The sequence below is a fragment of the Rhizobium cerradonense genome, assembly GCF_030182455.1.
Taxonomy (GTDB): domain Bacteria; phylum Pseudomonadota; class Alphaproteobacteria; order Rhizobiales; family Rhizobiaceae; genus Rhizobium.
Genome location: NZ_JAQJCK010000002.1, coordinates 210,202 through 228,362 on the forward strand (window position 1 = coordinate 210,202; position 18,161 = coordinate 228,362).

14 protein-coding genes are annotated in these 18,161 nt (G+C 61.2%); 5 read left to right on the plus strand and 9 right to left on the minus strand.

The window, feature by feature from the left end; translation table 11 throughout:
• Positions 1 to 139 precede the first annotated feature (139 nt).
• The 4 genes from PH547_RS05200 to PH547_RS05215 form a co-directional block, all read right to left on the minus strand.
• Entirely contained in the window at positions 140 to 6,529 is a 6,390-nt protein-coding gene (locus tag PH547_RS05200) for a beta strand repeat-containing protein (RefSeq protein ID WP_350223729.1), read from the minus strand.
• Between the two features lie 547 nt (positions 6,530 to 7,076).
• Positions 7,077 to 7,319 carry a DUF982 domain-containing protein gene (locus tag PH547_RS05205; RefSeq protein WP_104824123.1) on the minus strand — a complete coding sequence of 81 codons (243 nt, stop codon included), beginning with the start codon at positions 7,317 to 7,319 and terminating at the stop codon, positions 7,077 to 7,079.
• 114 nt (positions 7,320 to 7,433) lie between these two features.
• Positions 7,434 to 7,694, minus strand: coding sequence for a DUF982 domain-containing protein (locus PH547_RS05210; RefSeq protein ID WP_104824122.1), 261 nt, complete (start codon positions 7,692 to 7,694; stop codon positions 7,434 to 7,436).
• Positions 7,695 to 7,847: 153 nt separating this feature from the next.
• Positions 7,848 to 8,504, minus strand: coding sequence for a TetR/AcrR family transcriptional regulator (locus PH547_RS05215; RefSeq protein WP_285167718.1), 657 nt, complete (start codon positions 8,502 to 8,504; stop codon positions 7,848 to 7,850).
• 321 nt (positions 8,505 to 8,825) lie between these two features.
• Here PH547_RS05215 and PH547_RS05220 point away from each other — a divergent pair, with 321 nt between their 5' ends.
• The 3 genes from PH547_RS05220 (at position 8,826) to PH547_RS05230 (ending at position 11,943) form a co-directional block, all read left to right on the plus strand.
• Positions 8,826 to 10,028, plus strand: a complete 1,203-nt coding sequence (locus tag PH547_RS05220; protein WP_285167719.1) for a multidrug effflux MFS transporter — start codon at positions 8,826 to 8,828, stop codon at positions 10,026 to 10,028.
• A gap of 132 nt (positions 10,029 to 10,160) precedes the next feature.
• A complete protein-coding gene (locus tag PH547_RS05225) occupies positions 10,161 to 10,856 on the plus strand; it encodes a DNA-3-methyladenine glycosylase I (protein WP_285167720.1) in 696 nt (231 codons plus the stop codon).
• 55 nt (positions 10,857 to 10,911) lie between these two features.
• On the plus strand, positions 10,912 to 11,943 hold the full coding sequence (locus PH547_RS05230; protein WP_285167721.1) for a hydroxyacid dehydrogenase: 1,032 nt from the start codon (positions 10,912 to 10,914) through the stop codon (positions 11,941 to 11,943).
• 155 nt (positions 11,944 to 12,098) lie between these two features.
• On the opposite strand, the gene PH547_RS05235 is transcribed toward PH547_RS05230, so the two are convergent.
• The 4 genes from PH547_RS05235 to PH547_RS05250 form a co-directional block, all read right to left on the minus strand.
• Positions 12,099 to 12,755 carry a methionine ABC transporter permease gene (locus tag PH547_RS05235; RefSeq protein ID WP_285167722.1) on the minus strand — a complete coding sequence of 219 codons (657 nt, stop codon included), beginning with the start codon at positions 12,753 to 12,755 and terminating at the stop codon, positions 12,099 to 12,101.
• Positions 12,745 to 13,833, minus strand: coding sequence for a methionine ABC transporter ATP-binding protein (locus PH547_RS05240; RefSeq protein WP_285167723.1), 1,089 nt, complete (start codon positions 13,831 to 13,833; stop codon positions 12,745 to 12,747). Before PH547_RS05240 ends, PH547_RS05235 begins: the two co-directional genes overlap by 11 nt.
• Positions 13,834 to 13,954: 121 nt before the next feature.
• Positions 13,955 to 14,800 carry a MetQ/NlpA family lipoprotein gene (locus PH547_RS05245; RefSeq protein WP_285167724.1) on the minus strand — a complete coding sequence of 282 codons (846 nt, stop codon included), beginning with the start codon at positions 14,798 to 14,800 and terminating at the stop codon, positions 13,955 to 13,957.
• 213 nt (positions 14,801 to 15,013) lie between these two features.
• A complete protein-coding gene (locus PH547_RS05250) occupies positions 15,014 to 15,505 on the minus strand; it encodes a cupin domain-containing protein (RefSeq protein ID WP_104824115.1) in 492 nt (163 codons plus the stop codon).
• 343 nt (positions 15,506 to 15,848) lie between these two features.
• Here PH547_RS05250 and PH547_RS05255 point away from each other — a divergent pair, with 343 nt between their 5' ends.
• Positions 15,849 to 16,241, plus strand: coding sequence for a BRA0787 family protein (locus tag PH547_RS05255; protein ID WP_104824114.1), 393 nt, complete (start codon positions 15,849 to 15,851; stop codon positions 16,239 to 16,241).
• A 63-nt stretch (positions 16,242 to 16,304) separates the two neighbouring features.
• On the opposite strand, the gene PH547_RS05260 is transcribed toward PH547_RS05255, so the two are convergent.
• Complete coding sequence (locus PH547_RS05260; RefSeq protein WP_104824113.1) at positions 16,305 to 16,718, minus strand: carboxymuconolactone decarboxylase family protein; 414 nt, start codon at positions 16,716 to 16,718, stop codon at positions 16,305 to 16,307.
• A 242-nt stretch (positions 16,719 to 16,960) separates the two neighbouring features.
• On the opposite strand from PH547_RS05260, the gene PH547_RS05265 reads away from it, so the two are divergent.
• Positions 16,961 to 18,121 (plus strand): CaiB/BaiF CoA transferase family protein, encoded by a 1,161-nt coding sequence (locus PH547_RS05265; RefSeq protein ID WP_104824112.1) that lies wholly within the window; start codon positions 16,961 to 16,963, stop codon positions 18,119 to 18,121.
• The last annotated feature ends 40 nt before the right edge of the window (positions 18,122 to 18,161 follow it).

Sequence of the window (18,161 nt, forward strand, 5' to 3'; positions counted from 1 at the left end):
GCTCGCCGTCATGACGGTCGAATCGCAAACGAATCCGGATTCTCGGAGTGTCTCGCAAAAGAATAGCGCCGCGCAATTTCTCGCGCGGCGCCGAGGTCTTTTGCGGCGCGGGTGAAACCGCGCCGCAATCCGTCAGATTTTAGTTGTAGGCCGCGTAGGCAGAGATGACCGCCGCGACTTGTCCTTCATCTAGTGCCTGCACCTGTGTCGTGGTCAGGGCATAGAGCTGGGCGCTGGAGAGCGAAGCGATGTCATCGGTGGACAGTCCGCCCAGACCCGCCGTGCTGATCGCCGCAATCTCGTCGGTGGAGAAGGTTGCGATGTCGGCGGTGGAGAGGGCGCCGACTTCGGTTGCCGTCAGAGCACCGATCTGCGAGCTCGTCAGAGCGGCGACCTGATCGGTGGAGAGCGCTTCGATCTGCGAGGAGCTCAAGGCGGCGACCTGCGTGGTCTTCAGGACACCGATCTGAGTGGTGGACAGAGCGGCGACGTCATCGGTGGAGAGCGCACCGATCTGGGTAGAGCTCAGGGCGGCTACCTGGTCGGTGGTCAGGACCTTGGCCTGATCGGTGGAGAGCGCGCCGATCTGGCTGGTGCTCAACTTGGCGATCTGGCTGGTCTTCAGAGCGGCCACCTGATCGGTGGAGAGCGCTGCAACCTTTTCGGAGGAGAGACCGGAGAGGGCTGCAGTGCTGATCGCTGCGATCTCGTCCGTCGAGAAGGTCGCGAGGTCGGCGGTAGAGAGCGCGCCGACTTCGGTTGCCGACAGGGCACCGATTTGCGTCGAGCTCAGAGCGGCAGCCTGATCCGTGGAGAGGGCTTCGATCTGCGAGGAGCTCAGCGCGGCGACCTGGCCAGTCTTCAGCACACCGATTTGAGCGGTGGAGAGAGCGGCGACGTCGTCGGTGGAGAGCGCACCGATCTGGGTAGAGGACAGAGCGCTGACCTGGTCGGTGGTCAGAACCTTGGCCTGGTCGGTCGAAAGAGCGCCGATCTGGCTGGTGCTCAGCTTGGCGATCTGACCGGTGGTCAGAGCGGCCACTTGGTCAGTCGAGAGCGCTGCAACCTTATCGGATGTCAGGCCCGACAGAGCCGAGGTGCTGATCGCTGCGATCTCGTCGGTGGAGAAGGTTGCGAGGTCAGCAGTGGAGAGCGCGCCGACTTCGGAAGCCGTCAGAGCACCGATTTGCGAGCTCGTCAGAGCGGCAGCCTGATCCGTGGAGAGGGCTGCGATCTGCGAGGACTTCAGAGCGGCGACCTGTGCAGTCTTCAGGACACCGATCTGAGTGGTGGACAGAGCCGCAACATCGTCGGTGGACAAGGCTGCGATCTGGGTCGAGCTCAGAGCGGCAACCTGATCGGTGGTCAGAACCTTGGCCTGGTCGGTCGAAAGAGCGCCGATCTGGGTGGTGCTGAGCTTAGCGATCTGGCTGGTCTTCAGAGCGGCCACCTGATCCGTGGAGAGAGCTGCAACCTTTTCGGAGGACAGGCCGGAGAGGGCTGCAGTGCTGATCGCTGCGATCTCGTCGGTGGAGAAGGTTGCGAGGTCAGCGGTGGAAAGGGCACCAACTTCGGTTGCCGACAGGGCTGCGACCTGGGTCGAGCTCAGCGCGGCAGCCTGATCCGTGGAGAGAGCTGCGATCTGCGAAGAGCTCAGCGCGGCGACCTGGCCAGTCTTCAGCGCACCAATCTGGGCAGTGGAGAGGACGGCGACGTCATCGGTGGAGAGCGCACCGATCTGGGTCGAGGACAGAGCCGCGACTTGGTCGGTGGTCAGAACCTTAGCCTGATCGGTGGAGAGCGCGCCGATCTGGGTGGTGCTCAGCTTGGCGATCTGGCTGGTCTTGAGAGCCGCAACCTGATCGGTGGAGAGCGCTGCAACCTTATCGGAGGAGAGACCGGAGAGGGCTGCAGTCGAGAGGGCTGCAATCTCGTCGGTGGAGAAGGTTGCGAGGTCAGCGGTGGAGAGAGCACCGACTTCGGTCGCCGTCAGAGCACCGATCTGCGAGCTCGTCAGAGCGGCAGCCTGATCAGTAGACAGGGCTTCGATCTGCGAGGACTTCAGGGCGGCGACTTGGCCGGTCGTCAGGACACCGATCTGAGCGGTAGAGAGGACGGCGACATCATCGGTTGAGAGCGCACCGATCTGGGTCGAGGTCAGAGCAGCGACCTGGTCGGTGGTCAGAACCTTGGCCTGGTCGGTCGAAAGAGCGCCGATCTGGGTGGTGCTGAGCTTAGCGATCTGGCTGGTCTTCAGAGCGGCCACCTGATCCGTGGAGAGGGCGGCAACCTTTTCAGAGGACAGGCCGGAGAGGGCTGCCGTCGAGAGAGCTGCAATCTCGTCGGTGGAGAAGGTTGCGAGGTCAGCGGTGGAGAGCGCGCCGACTTCGGTTGCCGACAGGGCTGCGACCTGGGTCGAGCTCAGAGCGGCAGCCTGATCGGTGGAGAGAGCGGCGATCTGCGACGAGCTCAGCGCGGCGACCTGGCCAGTCTTCAGCACACCAATCTGAGCGGTGGAGAGGACGGCGACGTCGTCGGTCGAGAGCGCACCGATCTGGATCGAGGACAGAGCCGCGACCTGGTCGGTGGTCAGAACCTTGGCCTGGTCGGTGGAGAGAGCGCCGATCTGGCTGGTGCTCAGCTTGGCGATCTGGCTGGTCTTGAGAGCAGCAACCTGATCCGTGGACAGCGCTGCAACCTTTTCAGAGGACAGGCCGGAGAGGGCTGCAGTCGAGAGGGCTGCAATCTCGTCGGTGGAGAAGGTTGCGAGGTCGGCGGTAGAGAGCGCGCCGACTTCGGTTGCCGACAGGGCACCGATTTGCGTCGAGCTCAGAGCAGCAGCCTGATCCGTGGAGAGGGCTGCGATCTGCGTGGACTTCAGGGAGGCGACTTGGCCGGTCGTCAGGACACCGATCTGAGCGGTGGAGAGGACGGCGACGTCGTCGGTGGAGAGTGCACCGATCTGCGAGCTTGTCAGAGCAGCGACCTGTTCGGTGGTCAGAACCTTGGCCTGGTCGGTGGAAAGAGCGCCGATCTGAGTGGTGCTGAGCTTAGCGATCTGGCTGGTCTTCAGAGCCGCAACCTGATCGGTGGAGAGCGCTGCAACCTTATCGGATGTCAGGCCCGACAGAGCTGCGGTCGAGAGAGCTGCGATCTCGTCGGTGGAGAAGGTTGCGAGGTCAGCGGTGGAGAGCGCGCCGACTTCGGTTGCCGACAGGGCTGCGACCTGGGTCGAGCTCAGAGCGGCAGCCTGATCCGTGGAGAGGGCGGCGATCTGCGAGGACTTGAGAGCTGCGACCTGAGCGGTCTTCAGGGCACCAATCTGGGCAGTGGAGAGGACCGCGACGTCATCGGTAGAGAGCGCACCAATCTGGGTCGAGCTCAGCGCGGCGACCTGGTCAGTGGTCAGGACCTTCGCCTGGTCAGTGGAGAGTGCGCCGATCTGGCTCGTGCTGAGCTTGGCGATCTGGCTGGTCTTCAGAGCGGCCACCTGATCCGTGGAGAGAGCTGCAACCTTTTCGGAGGACAGGCCGGAGAGGGCTGCAGTGCTGATCGCTGCGATCTCGTCGGTCGAGAAGGTTGCGAGGTCAGCGGTGGAAAGGGCGCCAACTTCGGTTGCCGACAGGGCTGCGATCTGGGTCGAGCTCAGAGCGGCAGCCTGGTCGGTCGAGAGGGCGGCGATCTGCGAAGAGCTCAGCGCGGCGACCTGGCCAGTCTTCAGGACACCGATCTGAGCGGTGGAGAGAGCGGCGACGTCGTCGGTGGAGAGCGCACCGATCTGGGTCGAGGACAGAGCCGCGACCTGGTCGGTGGTCAGAACCTTAGCCTGATCGGTGGAGAGTGCGCCGATCTGGCTGGTGCTGAGCTTGGCGATCTGGCTGGTCTTCAGAGCGGCAACCTGATCCGTGGAGAGTGCTGCAACCTTTTCAGAAGTCAGGCCGGAGATGGCCGCGGTGCTGATTGCTGCGATTTCGTCGGTGGAGAAGGTTGCGAGGTCGGCGGTGGAAAGTGCGCCAACTTCGGAGGCCGTCAGGGCACCGATTTGCGAACTCGTCAGAGCGGCGGCCTGGTCGGTGGAGAGTGCTGCGATCTGCGTGGACTTCAGAGCTGCGACCTGTGCGGTCTTCAGCGCACCAATCTGGGCGGTGGTGAGGACAGCCACGTCGTCGGTGGAGAGCGCACCAATCTGGGTCGAGCTCAGAGCGGCGACCTGGTCGGTGGTGAGAACCTTGGCCTGGTCGGTCGAAAGCGCGCCGATCTGGCTGGTGCTGAGCTTGGCGATCTGGCTGGTCTTCAGAGCAGCAACCTGGTCGGTGGAGAGCGCTGCAACCTTATCGGATGTCAGGCCCGACAGAGCTGCGGTCGAGAGAGCTGCGATCTCGTCGGTGGAGAAGGTTGCGAGGTCAGCGGTGGAAAGTGCGCCAACTTCGGAGGCCGTCAGGGCACCGATTTGCGAACTCGTCAGAGCGGCGGCCTGGTCGGTGGAGAGTGCTGCGATCTGCGAGGACTTGAGGGCTGCGACCTGAGCGGTCTTCAGCGCACCGATCTGGGCAGTGGAGAGGACCGCGACGTCATCGGTGGAGAGCGCACCAATCTGGGTCGAGCTCAGAGCGGCGACCTGGTCGGTGGTCAAGACCTTGGCCTGGTCGGTCGAAAGTGCGCCAATCTGGCTCGTGCTGAGTTTGGCGATCTGGCTGGTCTTCAGGGCAGCAACCTGATCGGTGGAGAGGGCGGCAACCTTTTCAGAGGACAGGCCGGAGAGGGCTGCGGTCGAGAGGGCTGCGATCTCGTCGGTGGAGAAGGTTGCGAGGTCAGCAGTGGAGAGGGCGCCAACTTCAGTAGCTGTCAGGGCAGCGACTTGCGAGCTCGTCAGAGCGGCAGCTTGGTCTGTAGACAGGGCTGCGATCTGCGAGGACTTGAGAGCTGCGACCTGAGCGGTCTTCAGCGCACCGATCTGAGCGGTGGAGAGGACCGCGACGTCATCGGTCGAGAGCGCACCGATCTGCGTCGAGCTCAGAGAGGCAACCTGGTCAGTGGTCAGAGCCTTGGCCTGGTCGGTCGAAAGAGCGCCGATCTGGGTGGTGCTCAGCTTGGCAATCTGGCTGGTCTTCAGAGCGGCAACCTGGTCGGTGGAGAGCGCTGCGACCTTATCAGAGGTCAGGCCGGAGATGGCCGCGGTGCTGATTGCTGCGATTTCGTCGGTGGAGAAGGTTGCGAGATCAGCGGTGGAGAGGGCGCCAACTTCGGAGGCCGTCAGGGCTGCGACCTGGGTCGAGCTCAGAGCGGCAGCCTGGTCGGTGGAGAGGGCTGCGATCTGCGAGGACTTCAGCGCGGCGATCTGTGCGGTCTTCAGGACACCGATCTGAGTGGTGGAGAGAGCGGCAACATCGTCAGTGGAGAGGGCGCCGATCTGCGAGCTTGTCAGAGCGCCGATCTGGTCGGTGGTCAGGACCTTCGCCTGGTCAGTGGAGAGTGCGCCGATCTGGCTGGTGCTGAGCTTAGCGATCTGGCTGGTCTTCAGAGCGGCAACCTGATCGGTGGAGAGCGCTGCGACCTTATCGGAGGACAGGCCCGACAGAGCTGCGGTGTTGATTGCCGCGATCTCGTCAGTGGAGAAGGTTGCGAGGTCAGCCGTGGAAAGGGCGCCAACTTCGGAGGCCGTCAGGGCTGCGACCTGGGTCGAGCTCAGAGCGGCCGCCTGATCCGTGGAGAGGGCTGCGATCTGCGAGGACTTGAGGGCTGCGATCTGCGCGGTCTTCAGCGCACCAATCTGAGTGGTGGAGAGGACGGCGACGTCATCGGTGGAAAGCGCACCAATCTGGGTCGAGCTCAGAGAGGCAACCTGGTCAGTGGTCAGAACCTTGGCCTGGTCGGTGGAGAGTGCGCCAATCTGGCTGGTGCTGAGCTTGGCGATCTGGGTGGTCTTGAGAGCAGCAACCTGATCCGTAGAGAGCGCTGCGACCTGATCGGTGGTCAGGCCGGAGAGGGCTGCGGTGGAGAGGGCTGCGACTTCGTCGGTGGAGAAGGTTGCGAGGTCAGCAGTGGAAAGGGCGCCAACTTCGGAGGCCGTCAGGGCTGCGATCTGGGTCGAGCTCAGCGCGGCAGCCTGATCCGTGGAGAGGGCTGCGATCTGCGTGGACTTGAGGGCTGCGACCTGTGCGGTCTTCAGGACACCGATCTGATCGGTGGAGAGAGCAGCAACGTCGTCAGTGGAGAGGACTGCAACCTGCTTCGAGGTGAGAGCGGCAACTTGGGTGGTGGTCAGACCCTTGGTCTGATCGGTGGAGAGGCCTGCAACATCGGCTGTGGTAAGCGCGGCGACCTGCTCGCCGGAAAGGCCACCCAACTGGGTCGTGGAGAGAACTGCCAGTTGGTCCAGGCTCAAACCGAGAATGGCGCTCGTCGATACGGCGCCCATCTGCGTGGAGGTGAAGGTGGAGATATCCTGCGTTTCAAAAGCGGAAATCTGCGTCGAGCTCAGCGCCTTGATCTGGGTGGTGCTCAGTGCCGCGACGTCGTCGGTCGTCAACTGCTTAATCGTTGAGGTGGTAAGAGCTTTAATCTGATTGATGCTCAGAGAAGAAATAACTGAAGTCATGGACGCGCCCCTAGTGTGTTAGCTGACTGCGAGTATCATTCCTCTGCCGTCGGCCGCGCGCGAAGACCAGCAAAGTCCTTTTACGGCGCCCCCGGGCGCACGTTTGCTGGCAGCTTACCCTCGTAATCAGACACCAATACCGGCGTCGACAATTCGGGCGTCCTGTCGGAAGAGAATGAAGTTACACGGAACATGGCTCGGACGAGCCGGCGCGTTGGAAGGGCATCATGCTTCCAGAGCCATGCATGGCCCTGATCCCTACGCCATTGGACGCTGACGTCCTGCCTGCAAATTCCGGTTCGCCCAGATCTGTCGTTTACTCATGGGCGAATCGCGTTTTTCAGCAGAATTCTAGCGACCCAAGAACGCTTTTATTCGGTTGCTTTTAATTTTGAATTAACGACCGGCAAGCTCAGGTTTTTTCCAGCAACGGATTTAGCCCAATACTTGTTCGCACCTCGAAGGCGGCCTTTCGGTATTACGCGCTTATCAGAGCATTCGCCTCGCGACAGGCGGCGACGAAAGCCACGCGGGTTTCGTTCGCGGTCGTATAGCCTTCGAAACAATCAATGCAGGCGCGCAAGGCCGCCTCGTAGGCGTTTCCGTGGCGTACCGGCCAATCCGCGGTCAAGCAATCCGTGGCCTCGGCTGCCGTCCGGATGATGCGGATATTTTTCGGCAGGCGTACGACGACAGGCTTTCTCCAGGCGGTTTGAAACATCGCGCTCCTCGTTTGGCATTTTAAAACGGGATAGCGACGGTTTCGTTCCAAGCATTGTTGCGGACAGCGGCACGAAGCCAAGGCGCGAGAGGAGGATCGGGGGACGCAGGCGACTTATTCGACCATTGTGGCTTCGATCGGTACGCCAGCTTCCCTGGCCGCGGCGACGAAGCTGTTGCGCGCGTCCAGCGGCTGCCTGATCCCGCTTTCAACATCCGCACATATCTGCAGGGCCATCATGAACGCCTTGCCTTCGGCAACGGGCCATGCATTCAGCAGCATGTCCAATGCCTCTTTCGTGGTGCCAACGGTATAGATTTTCCCCGTTCGCTTGCAGATGACCATCACCGGGAAATTCCAATGTCTATTGCTCATCGTACAAGCTCCGACCCCACGCACTCACGTTAACGCTGCGGATGGCAAGGGCACAAGCAAAATTAGATAAGGTGTCTGGCGCGCGTTTGAGGCGCTGCGATCGTTGTAAAAAGGGCTTGAGAAACGCTGTAGACTCAGGGCTCAGAGTCCGGCTTATGCCCGAACTCCGTACCCCCGCAAAAACATATCTACGGCTTGTTCCGCCGATCCCCGAATCTCTGCCTCCGTCGGCGTTTGACCAAAGAGTGTGGTCATCTGCAGGTCGGCGTTGATCAGCGCGCTGAATTGGCGAGCGGCGAGGTCGCAGTCGGGAATGTTAAGGAGGCCCTGGTGGTGGAGGCGGGCGAAGATGGCGCCCAATGCCTTGCCGATCCTGCAGGGACCGTGTTCGCGCCAGGCTTCGAAAAGGTGCGGATAGCGGGGGCCTTCGGACTGGACGAGCTTGCGCAGGAATTTTCCGTCCTGATTATAAAGACAATTATTGTTGATATCGACAGCGAAGGCGATCAGATCCTCCCGAAGGTTTTCCGGTCTGTCAGGGAAGGCGGCCAGCGCGGAGAACAGAGCCGTATTGGCGCGCCCACTCACGTCGGCGATGACGGCGATGAACAATGCCTCTTTTTCGCGGTAGTGATTGTAAATGGTCTGCCGGGAGACGCAGGCTTCCTCGGCGATCTCGTCGATGCTCGCGCCGGAAAAACCCTCGCGACAAAAAACTTCCGCCGCAGCGTCGAGGATGGAAATACGCTTCAGGCATTGGGTGGGTCTTACGGTCTTTGCCTGCGAGGCGGCGGTGCTTCGGCTTTTCATGGGATCAAGATAATCCGCATTGACGATTTGGACAATAGTGTCTATTTTTACAATCATGTCCAAAACGATGGACATGATTGTTAAGCGTATCTCAGGCCCGCGCTTTCCTCCCAAGACCGTGCGGCGTTCTTAAAACCCAACCCAAGAATTCGTTGAGCATTCCGTCGATTTTCGGGTGGTTTGCTCTTCGAAGAAAAGGCAGTTGAGCCTTTGTCGGGCTCGATTGGCGGATGCAGCATTTTGTTTTCAACGTCTCCTGCGGGAGACGCGGCGCGAAGGCAATCCGGTCTTCACGCTCAAATTTTCTGAAAGATCATCATCATGACGACGTCTTTCCTTCGCTATGCGATCATCCTTGGCCTGCTTTCGGCCATCGGTCCCTTCGCGATCGACATGTATCTTCCCGCTTTGCCATCGATCGGCAAGGATCTTGCGGCGGAGAACAGTGTCGTTCAGTTGAGCCTGTTGTTCTTCTTCATTCCCTTCGCCGTCTTTCAATTGCTCTATGGGCCGCTTTCGGACACGTGGGGACGCAAGGCGCCACTTTATCTCGGCATCGGCCTGTTCGCAGTGGCGAGCATAGGTGCGGCGACGGCGAGCAATATCGAGACGCTGATCGCTTTCCGCTTCCTGCAGGGCATCGGCGGCGCGGCCGGCATGGTGGTGCCGCGCGCCGTCGTGCGCGACATGCATACCGGCGTTCAGGCGGCGCGGCTGATGTCGCTGCTGATGCTCGTCTTCAGCATTTCGCCGATCCTCGCGCCGCTGACGGGCAGTGCCGTCATCGCCTTCTACGGTTGGCGCGGCGTGTTCTGGGCGGTGACGATCGCGGCGGTGATCGGGCTGATCCTGCTGTCTACCCAACTCGAGGAGACCCGGGCGAAAGCAGAGCGCTCGCAAAGCGGCCTTCGCAGCGCGATGGCGGCCTATCGCCTGCTGCTCGGTGACCGCAATTTCCTGACGCTCACCTTTATTGGCGGCCTCGGCATATCGAGCTTTCTCGTCTACCTCGCCAATTCGCCCTTCGTGCTGATCGACCATTACGGCCTGACGCCGACGCAATACAGCTTTGCTTTCTCGATCAACGCCGTCTCCTTCTTCTCGGTGTCGCAGCTCACCGGCTGGCTCGGCGAGCGTTTCGGTCTGGTGCGGGTGATGCGCGTCGCGGTTACCGCTTTTGCCACGACCATGGCACTGCTGGCGGTGGTCATGAGCCTCGGCTTCAACCAGTTGCCGGTTCTCATCGTGTTTCTCTTTATCGGTTTCGGTTTTCTGGGTCTGGTCATTCCCACGACGGGCGTGCTGGCGTTGGAAGATCATGGCGAGATTGCCGGTACGGCCTCGGCGCTGATGGGCACGCTGCAGTTTGCTGCCGCCGCCGTCGCGATGATCATTGCCGGCCTGTTTTTCGACGGCTCGGCGCTGCCAATGGTCGGCTGCGTCGCACTCTGCGCCGTCGCCGCACTCCTGCTGACGCAGGCGACCATCGCCCGCCGGCCGGCTGCGGAAGCGGCCGCGGAATAGCGACTATCTCCCACGTGGGTTTAAAAGGCCGGGCTTTGCCCCGGCCTTTTGCGTTCCGGCTGTCGCGCATCATCTTGCGCGCAAGCACAAGATCGTAAAAGACTTTGAGCGGTCATCGAAGGGGAGAGAAAGGTGGGCAACTTCGCGGAAGTTCTGGAGCGAGCGCAAAAGCGCAAGGGTGGGGCGGAAGCACTGAAGGCACTCATGCCAAAGGCGCCCGATCACGATGCCTTGCGCGCCATGCCGGACGACAGGTTGCTGTCGGAAATGACGCGCTACGTCTTCTATGCCGGCTTCGTGCGCAATGTTATTGATTCCAAATGGCCGGGTTTCGAGGCGGCTTTCTCCGGTTTCGACCCGGCTTTCCTCAACCTCGCACCCGACGACTACTGGCATGATCTGACCTCCGACGCGCGCATCGTGCGCAACGGCGCCAAGATCATGTCCGTGCGGGACAATGCGCATTTCATTCGCCAACTTGCCGAGGAGCACGGCAGCGCCGGGCGCTTCTTTGCCGATTGGCCGGTGGAAGATCATATCGGCTTGCTCGCCGTTCTCGACAAGCGCGCCAACCGGCTTGGGGGCATGAGCGGCCAATATTTCCTGCGCGCCATCGGGCGCGATAGTTTCGTCATGAGCCACGATGTACTCGTCTGCCTGCGTCTTTCCGGCCTGCCGATCTCGGAGCCGAAGCCGGCCAAGAAGGAGCTGCGCCTGATCCAGGATCAGTTCAATGCCTGGGGCGCCGAAACGGGCCTGCCGCAAACCTATCTCTCGCGCATCTGCGCCTTCTCTGTGGGCATGCCGGGGGAAGAGGAAGAGCTCTGATTGATTTGGCTGGTCGGATGATATTGGATCGTCTTCGGGAATAGGAGAGACTTCTATGTCGACCGACAACAGGCCTTTGGCCATCAGTGCGCCCGAGCCGCGCTCGCTTGAGCTCATCTTCACCAAGGATGCGCTGTCGCTCCTTCATTCGAAATACCGGATCGTCGAGGCTGATCCGGAGAATATTGCTGGGCTTGGCGACGACGTACTCGGCGAGGCGCGCTATATCATCGGCCAGCCGCCGCTTTCGAAGGATACGCTCGACCGCATGCCGCGCCTGCGCTGCATTTTGAATGTCGAAAGCAATCTCATCAACAACATGCCCTATGATGTGCTGTTCGAGCGCGGCATCCATGTCGTTACCACCGGACAAGTCTTCGCCGAGCCGGTGGCGGAGATCGGGCTTGGATTTGCGCTCAGCCTGGCGCGCGGCATCGTCGACGCCGATCTCGATTTTCGCGGGGGCAGGGAGCTTTGGGGCGGTGACGGCAATGCCAGGGCCCGTCTGCTCTCTGGCAGCGATATCGGTATCGTCGGGTTCGGCGACCTCGGCAAGGCGCTGAACCGGGTGCTGTCGGGCTTTCGCGCGACGATCAGGGTGTTCGATCCCTGGATGCCGCCTTCGATCCTCAGGGAACATGGCGTCCAGCCGGCCAGCCTCGACGAGGTGCTTTCGGGTAGCGATTTCGTTTTCGTCGTCGCCTCCGTCACCAGCGAAAACAAGGGCTTCCTCGGCGCAGAAGCTTTTGCACGCATGCGCAAGGGAGCGGCTTTCATCCTGCTTAGCCGCGCCGATGTCGTGGATTTCGACGCATTGATGGCTGCGGTCGCCTCCGGCCATATCGTTGCGGCAAGCGATGTCTATCCGGAGGAGCCGCTTGGCAAGGATCATCCGGTGCGCGGCCTCAAAGGCTTCATCCGCTCGGCGCATCGCGCCGGTGCCCTCGACAGCGCCTTCAAGAAAATGGGCGACATGGTGCTGGAAGATATGGCCCTGATGGACCGGGGCCTGCCGCCGATGCGCTGCAAGCGGGCGGAGCGCGAAACGGTGTCGCGGATGCGCTCGAAGCCGGTCACTAGGAACTGAAGCTGCAGGTTGCCACGCAGACGGCAGCGGGTGAATTCGCACCGACGCCTATGCGCCGGCGACGTTGCAGGAAAAGTTGTTCATCCAAGGTGATGGGCGGCTGCCGCCGAACCATCCGGCAGCCGCATTCCGTCATCGGATTTGACCGATGAGTATCAGCGATGATCGAGCTTTGCGACCAGGCGGTCGCCAAGCCATTGCATGCCGCAGACGAGGATGATCAGCACGATGACGACGGCGATCATTACGCCGGTCTCAAAGCGCTGGTAGCCGTAGCGGATCGCGAGGTCGCCGAGGCCGCCGCCGCCGATGGTGCCGGCCATGGCCGAGGCGCCGATTAGGGTGACCAGCGTCACCGTAAAGCCTGCGACAATCCCGGGCAGTGCTTCCGGCACCAGCACTTCCCGGATGATGGTCCACCGGTTGCCACCCATGGCGCGCACGGCATCGATCAGGCCGCGATCGACCTCGCGCAGCGAAACTTCGGCGATGCGGGCGTAATAGGGTATCGCCGCGATGGTAAGCGGCACGATTGCCGCAGTCGTGCCAAGCGCGGTGCCGACGAGCAGCCGCGTCAGCGGGATCAATGCGATCAACAGGATGATGAACGGCACGGCGCGGAAGCCGTTGACCAGCGCCGCGAGGATGCGGTTGACGGTGAGCTGTTCGGCGATGCCGTCATGGCCCGTGACGACCAGCGCGAGGCCGAGCGGCAGGCCGATGACGAGCGAGATCAGGCCGGATGCTCCGGTCATCCAGATCGTTTCCCAGAAGGAGCGCCAGAGCAGGCCGAGGATGATGTCAGTTGTCATAGCCTAAAACCTCCACCCGGGCGGTCCGGGCCGTCAGAAGATCAGTCACCTGCGCTGGCAGCGTTGCATCGCGGGTCGGCACAGCGATGAAGAAGCGGGCGACGGGCTGGTTCTGAATATGATCGATGCCGCCATGCACCAGGCGGAAGGAATGCGGCAGCGCTGCCGAAAGCTCGGCGAAGAGCGCGCCTTGCGCGGCCGGGCCGGCGAGATCGACGCTTAAAATCGCCTCGGTGCCCGATGCCTGCGACAGTCGCTCGGCGATATGTTCCGGAAGCTGCGGGCGGATGGTGCTGAGCAGGCTTGCGGTGATCTCAGTCTGCGGATTGGCGAAAATCTGCCAGACCGGGCCTTTCTCAACGATGCGGCCCGCATCGATGACGGCCACACGATCGGCAATCGCGCGCACCACTTCCATCTCGTGGGTGATGAGCAGGATCGTCAGGCCAAGCTTGCGGTTGATATCCTTCAGCAGCGTCAGGATCGAGCGTGTCGTCTCGGGATCGAGGGCGGAGGTCGCTTCGTCGGAAAGGAGAAGGGCGGGGCGGGCGGCCAGCGCCCGGGCGATGCCGACACGCTGCTTCTGCCCGCCTGAGAGAGCCGAGGGATAGGCCTTCGCCTTATCGGCAAGACCGACGAGTTCGAGCAGCTCGCGCGCCCGCGCCAGCCGCTCCGCCTTGGCGACACCTTCGATCTTCAGCGGCAGCGCAACATTGTCTTCGACCGTCTTTGCCGAAAGCAGATTGAAATGCTGGAAAATCATGCCGATGCGGCGGCGCAGCGGCTGCAGTTCGTTTTCCGACAGGCCGACGATATTGCGTCCTTCGATATGGATTTCGCCGCTGTCGGCACGTTCCAGCCCGTTCAGGCAGCGGATCAGCGTTGACTTGCCGGCACCGCTGCGGCCGATGATGCCGACGATCTCGCCACGGCGGGCCGTGAGCGAAATACCGTCGAGCGCAGGGTTCGTGCCAAACCGGCGCCTGACATCAACGAGGCGGACGATCTCATCGCCTTGCGACGTGCCGGGCGGCGGGGCATGTCCTTTGATGGCGGTGGCAGAAACGAAGGAATTCATATCAATCTTCTTTCGGCTTTGCGGCGTCGGGCACTGATATCCTGGAACACCGAAGGCGGCCCGAGCAAAAAATGCCCCAGCCGCCTTGGTGCTCAGCGCTGCCCCCGGCGCCGAATTGGTGTTAGTAGGCGCTGAGGCCGGTGCCTTTGTAGACCTTGTCGAACTCGGTCCTGACCGTATCGTTCTGATAGGAGGCGACCAGCGTCTTCACCCAGGCCTCGCTTTCGCTACCCTGCTTGACGGCGATGAAGTTGCGATAGGGATTGCCGTCGATCGGCTCTTGTGCAATGCGGTCCTTCGGCGAAAGCCCGCTCTTCAGCGCCCAGTCGGTGTTGACGACGGCGGCATCGAGATCGTCGATCGAGCGACCGACGATGCCGGCGTCGAGCTCCTTGATTTCGACATTTTTCGGGTTCTCGACGATGTCGGCGGTGGTGGCGAGAATGCCGGTGCCGTCCTTGAGCTTGATGACGCCCTCATTCTGCAGCACGCGCAAGGCGCGGCCCTCGTTGGACGGATCGTTCGGCACGCCGATGACCGCGCCCTTCGGCAGGTCGGCAACCGCCTTGTATTTCTTGGTGTAGAGGCCGATGGGCCAGACGCCGGTATAGCCGACGCGGACGATGTGATAGCCGTGTTGCTTGATCTGGTTGTCGAGATAAGGCTGGTGCTGGAAGGCATTGGCATCGACCTCGCCGCGCTCCAGCGCTTCGTTTGGCTGGGTATAGTCGTTGAAGGCCACGGTTTCGATCTTCAGGCCCTTCTTGGCGGCTTCCGCAGTGACCACGCGCCAGACATCTTCATCTTCGCCGCTCATGATGCCGACCTTGATCGTCTTGTCGGCGGCAAAGGAGGGGGCGGCTGCCGTCAGGCCGAAAACGGCGACAGCGGAGGCAATGAGAGCCGCAAGGCCGGTCCGGCGCGAGAAGCGCAAGGCAGCGAGACCTTCAGAAGACTTTTTCGTCATGGGAAATCCTGTTCCATGTGATTGAGACGCCATTGTCTCGTTGACCGTATGGATCATCTCAGACGGTTGTGGGTCACGCGAAGCAGGATCATTTGTTGTGCGCCGCACTTCTGAAAAACTCTTTTTGGCGCACCGCAGATCTAGAACTAATTTTCTATAGAGATAGTCGATTTTTGTGCCACGACGATTCCAACTGCATCGAAATTGTGCAAATCAGCGGTGGATTGGATCTTTCCAGAGCACTTCTTCCGGCTTTTCCACCGGTTCGATATCGAGATTGACGACGACGGGCTCCTGTCCGGAGCGGACAAGCACGCATTCCAGCGTTTCGTCGCGGCTGGCGTTGATCTCCTGATGCGGCACGAAGGGCGGCACGTAGATGAAGTCGCCGGGGCCGGCTTCGGCGACGAATTCCAGGTTTTCGCCCCAACGCATCCGCGCCTTGCCCTTGACGACATAGATGATGCTTTCGAGATCGCCGTGATGATGGGCGCCGGTCTTGGCGTTGGCGTGGATCGTCACCGTTCCGGCCCAGATCTTCTCGGCGCCCGCGCGGGCATGATTGATAGCGGTGGCCCGGTTCATGCCCGGCGTCTGCGCCGTATTCGGATCGAGCGCATTTCCGGGGATGATCTTGACACCATGTTCGCGCCAATCGACAGGTTCGTGGTGGTGGCCGTGATCGTGTCCATGATCGTTGCTCATGGCTGTCCTTTCGCTACGGAAGAGGCGAGTCGAGCCTCTTCCAAAGGTGAAGTATTCTGCCAGCCTATGGCGAAACCCTTCAAAAATATAGGGAATCACAGAAACTTTCGAAAGAGGCTTTTCAAGTCGAGATTAATCTATAGACTCTATCAAGTTAAATGACCGGTGGGAACATTTCGTGTTATCCCGCGTTGCGCCGGTCGGAAAATGGTTTGCCGCGCCGCTCGTCCGATCAAATGCGTTCGGGGCGCGCCAGATTCAGAAGCAGCGCGTAGGCCTCTCCGCGAGAGACCGGATAGTTTTTCAAATTATGCGCCGGACTTCCACTTGAAAGGAGACAGACATGAGCAATGCCTTGCCGCCCCTTCATGAGGGTCATGCCCCCATTACTTTGCAGCAGCTCTTCAGGGAAGCGCTCTATGCTTTCGAGGAATGGGACACAGAAGTCACTGAACCGATCGTGATGTTCGAAGGGAAGGTCGTTCCCGTGAGCGTCGTTTTCGAAGCCATGCGTGAATGCACCGATATCGTGCCCAACAACATCGTTTCGGCCGTCACCGAACGGTTGACCAAGCCCTGGGAGGGCGAAGGTCCTCTCGATACAATGACCTTTTCGACCGCTGCCCGGGTCATGGGCGTTCTCGTTCGCAAGCGTCTTCTGGTCGTCAACAATGGTGTCGATGTCGCCGCCGTTGTTGCTGCCGAGACTCAGGCGGCGGAACAGTCAGACCGGTAAGAAACGGCGCATGATTTATTGGGGAACCCGCTGGTTCGCGCCAGCGGGTTCTTTTATGCGATATCAGCGGCGGCTGACGTCAAATTCCGGATCGACGGGGATCTGCATTGCCGTCACCAGATGGTTCGTCTGTCCGGCAAGGCCGATGACGGCCAGCAATTCGCCATGCTGTGCGTCTGTCATGCCCTTTGCCCTGGCGGCGGCGGTATGGGAATGAACGCAGTAGGTGCAGCCGTTGGCGGTGGACACGGCGATATAGATCATCTCGCGAACCAGCGGATCGAGTGCGCCGTCCGCCATCATCACCGCCTTAAGCCCCTCCCAGGTACGCTTCAATAATGCCGGATCATTGGCGAGGCCACGCCAGAAATTATTGACGAAATCGGATTTTCTGACGGCGCGGATGTCATCGAAAACGGCCTTCACCGCCGGGATCGCCTCGGCTTCCGCATCGTCGAGCAATTTGACTGTCGTCATTCCCAAATCTCCTTCCAACAATCCGCATGGATGCGAACGCTATAGCGCATTTTCGCGTGGGCTTCGCTGAAGGATCGCGTGATCGCGGCAACTCTTTTCATTTGCAAAAATCATCCATATGTGAAAATACTATTCACATAAGAAAAATGCGGTGCGGGACGCAGGGGATTCGGCGGGGGAAATCTCTGTCGAAGCGGAGGTTGGCGACCTGCCGGATTGATGCGAGGGAAGCGGAAATAGTCATGGTGGTGGAGAAGGAATTGCCGCTGGCCGGCCTGGTGGTCGTGGATATGAGCCAGTTCCTGTCCGGCCCCTATTGCACCCTGAGACTGATGGATCTCGGCGCCCGGGTCATCAAGATCGAGCGGCCGGAGGGGGGCGATCTCTCGCGGCGGCTTTATCTGAGCGATAGTGAGAGCGGCGATTCGACCATTTTCCACGCGATCAACCGTTCGAAGGAAAGCCTGGCGATCGACTTGAAAAACGAGCGCGACATACAGGCGCTGCGCAAGCTGATCTCCAAGGCCGACGTCCTGGTACAGAATTTTCGGCCGGGGGTCATCGAGCGGCTTGGGCTGGACTATGAGGCTGCGCAGAAGATCAATCCGCGGCTCGTCTATTGCTCGATCAGCGGCTATGGCGGCGAAGGTCCTTGGGTGTCGCGTCCGGGGCAGGATTTGCTGGCGCAATCGCGCTCTGGTGTCATGTGGCTGAATGGCGATGAGGGGCAGGGGCCGGTGCCGTTCGGCTTGGCGATCGGCGATATGCTGGCGGGTGCGGCCGCCGCCCAGGGTATTCTGGCGGCGCTGGTGCGCCGCGGCGTCACCGGCGAGGGCGGGCTGGTGGAGACGAGCCTGCTGGAGGCACTGGTCGATCTGCAGGTGGAGGTGCTGACTGTCCACATGAACAGCGGCAACAAGCTGCCCCAGCGCTCCGGGTTCCGCAGTGCGCATGCCTATCTTTCCGCGCCATATGGCGTTTATCCCGCCACCGACGGCTATCTCGCCATCGCTATGACGCCGATTTCGAAGCTCGCCGACCTGCTCGGCATGGAGGAGCTCGCGCCCTACCGCGACGATCCGAAAAGCTGGTTTACGGCGCGCGACGATATAAAAGCGCTGATCTCGGCGCGCATAGCCACCCGCACCGTGGATGAATGGCTGGCCATTCTGGAACCGGCAGACATTTGGTGTGCCAAGGTGCTGAACTGGCCGGAACTGTTGCAGAGCGAGGGATTTGGCGTGCTGGACATGCTGCAGACGGTTGCCCGCGACGACGGCGTTTCTGTACGCACCACGCGCTCGCCGGTTCGTATTGACGGGCAGCGGCCAAAATTCGAACGTGCAGCCCCGCATGTCGGCGAGCATAATGCGGCGATCTGGGAAGAGTTCGGCCTCGGGTGAGTGTCGGAGAGATCGCCCGACGGAATTAGAAGGAGTTTTC